The organism is Acidovorax cavernicola (genome assembly GCF_003581445.1).
Map to the genome: position 1 here is coordinate 1 of NZ_QXMN01000140.1, position 2,499 is coordinate 2,499.

A 2,499-nucleotide genomic window follows, 5' to 3' on the forward strand; every position below is an offset into this window, starting at 1 on the left:
CGCCAAAAGCATCTGACTGCGCCGCCCCAGCCGCAACCAGCTCCGACAGAAGATCGTTCGTCAAAGCATCCAGAGACTCATCTGCAAAGAATCGAGCCCGGATTCGTTCGAAGTACGGCGTACCCAGCAGCCAACCTGCCCACTCCCCCCGCGACACAACCTGCAACTCCAGCAGCTTGAACTTCATCAGCACCTTCACAGCATGACGGGCGTGCTTCGAAGGAGGGCTTTGGAGGCTGATCAATAACGACGCGGATAGAAAAAAAGCCCGACGAGATGAACTCATCGGGCTTCTTGTAGGGTCTTCAAGGCCTCAATTCACTCATTTCAAAGGTCGTGCAACCTCAGGCTGCCAGCCGCTGCTCAATCGCCGCCTTGGTTTGCGGAAGTTCCTTCGGCAGGTGATGAGCCAGTTGCTGGAACAGCTCGGTGTGCAGCTTCAATTCAGCCTGCCAGGCGGCCTTGTCGATGCTCGTGACCGTCGCGAACTGCTCGGCGCTGAAGTCCAGGCCGGTCCAGTTCAGGTCTTCATAGCGCGGGCTCACGCCGGTGATGTGTTCGACACCTTCCGTCGCCTTGCCTTCCACGCGATCGATCATCCACTTCAGCACGCGCATGTTCTCGCCGTAGCCGGGCCAGACGAACTTGCCGTCTGCTCCCTTGCGGAACCAGTTGGTGGTGTAGATCTTCGGCAGTTGGGCGCCCGAGGCTTCCAGCTTCTTGCCGAGGTCGAGCCAGTGCTGGAAGTAGTCGCTCATGTTGTAGCCCATGAACGGGAGCATCGCGAACGGGTCGCGGCGCACCACGCCTTGCTGGCCGGCGGCCGCAGCGGTGGTTTCGGAGCCCATCGTCGCGGCCATGTAGACGCCTTCGACCCAGTTGCGGGCCTCGGTGACCAGCGGCACGGTCGTCGAGCGGCGGCCGCCGAAGATGAAGGCGTCGATCTTCACGCCCTTCGGATCGTCCCAGGCTTCGTCGAGTGCGGGGTTGTTGGTGGCAGCGACGGTGAAGCGCGCGTTCGGGTGTGCCGCCTTGGCGCCGGTTTCCTTGGCGATCTGCGGCGTCCAGTCCTTGCCTTGCCAGTCGATGCAATGCGCGGGCGCGTCGCCCATGCCTTCCCACCAGACGTCGCCGTCGTCGGTCAGCGCCACGTTCGTGAAGATCACGTCGCGGTCCAGGCTGGCCATGCAGTTCGGATTGGTCAGGTCGTTGGTCCCCGGTGCCACGCCGAAGTAGCCGGCTTCGGGGTTGATGGCGCGCAGCGTGCCGTCGGCTTGCGGCTTGATCCAGGCGATGTCGTCACCGATGGTCGTGACCTTCCAGCCGTCGAAGCCCGCCGGCGGGATCAGCATCGCGAAGTTGGTCTTGCCGCAGGCGCTCGGGAAGGCGGCAGCCACGTGGTGCTTCTTGCCTTCGGGGCTGGTCACGCCGAGGATCAGCATGTGTTCGGCCAGCCAGCCTTCGTCGCGGCCCATGTTCGAGGCGATGCGCAGGGCGAAGCACTTCTTGCCCAACAGCGCGTTGCCGCCGTAGCCCGACCCGTAGCTCCAGATTTCGCGGGTCTCGGGGTAGTGAACGATGTACTTGGTCTTGTTGCAAGGCCAGGCCACGTCCTTCTGGCCAGCCTCGAGCGGCGCGCCCACCGTGTGGACGCAAGGCACGAATTCACCGTCGGTGCCCAGCACCTCGTACACGGCCTTGCCCATGCGGGTCATGATGCGCATGTTGACGGCCACGTAAGGGCTGTCGGACAGCTCGATGCCGATGTGCGCGATGGGCGAGCCCAGCGGGCCCATGCTGAACGGCACCACGTACATGGTGCGGCCCTTCATGCAGCCGTCGAACAGGGGCTGCAGCGTCGTGCGCATCTCGGCCGGGGCCATCCAGTTGTTGGTGGGGCCGGCGTTTTCCTTTTCTGCCGAGCAGATGAAGGTGCGGTCTTCGACGCGAGCCACGTCGCTCGGATCGGACATCGCGAGGAACGAGCCCGGGCGCTTGGCGGGGTTCAGTTTCTTGAAGGTGCCGGCGTCGACCAGTTGCTGGCAGAGGCGGTCGTATTCTTCCTTGCTGCCGTCGCACCAGTGGATGGCGTCGGGTTTGCACAGCGCGGCCATGTCGGCCACCCAGGCGATCAGCTTGGCGTTCTTGACGTATGAGGGCGCCTGAATGGTGAGGCCCTTCATCGTGGGTGCGTTCATCGGAAATCTCCTAAGTTGAAAAATCGTCTTTCCGAACGGGGCGCCGCGCCTTGTCAGGCACGGAGGTCCGTTTGAGAAAACGTTTCGCTTCGGGAGATTGCGTCAACGCGGGCCGCACAGCCCGCGGACAAAAGCGCGAAAGCCTGTCAGTCAGGCGAGAAAAACGGCGATGGACGCCAGCAGCAGCATCAGCACGCCGCCAGCCAGCGGGAGCACGAGCGGCATCAGGTGAACGACCGATTCGACGGCGTCATGTTCAGCGGCGGCGGTGTGGCCGTGCTCGACGGGGGTGGGTTGGGAC

At 63.5% G+C, this 2,499-nt stretch carries 1 protein-coding gene and 1 pseudogene; both read right to left on the reverse strand.

Annotated features, from left to right (window positions below; all coding sequences use genetic code 11):
* Positions 1 to 187: pseudogene (locus D3H34_RS31720) on the reverse strand (MBL fold metallo-hydrolase); the annotation flags it as partial.
* A 157-nt stretch (positions 188 to 344) separates the two neighbouring features.
* The gene (locus tag D3H34_RS31725) at positions 345 to 2,198 is read right to left on the reverse strand and encodes a phosphoenolpyruvate carboxykinase (GTP) (protein WP_119558768.1); all 1,854 of its coding nucleotides are present in this window, start codon (positions 2,196 to 2,198) and stop codon (positions 345 to 347) included.
* Positions 2,199 to 2,499: the final 301 nt, after the last annotated feature.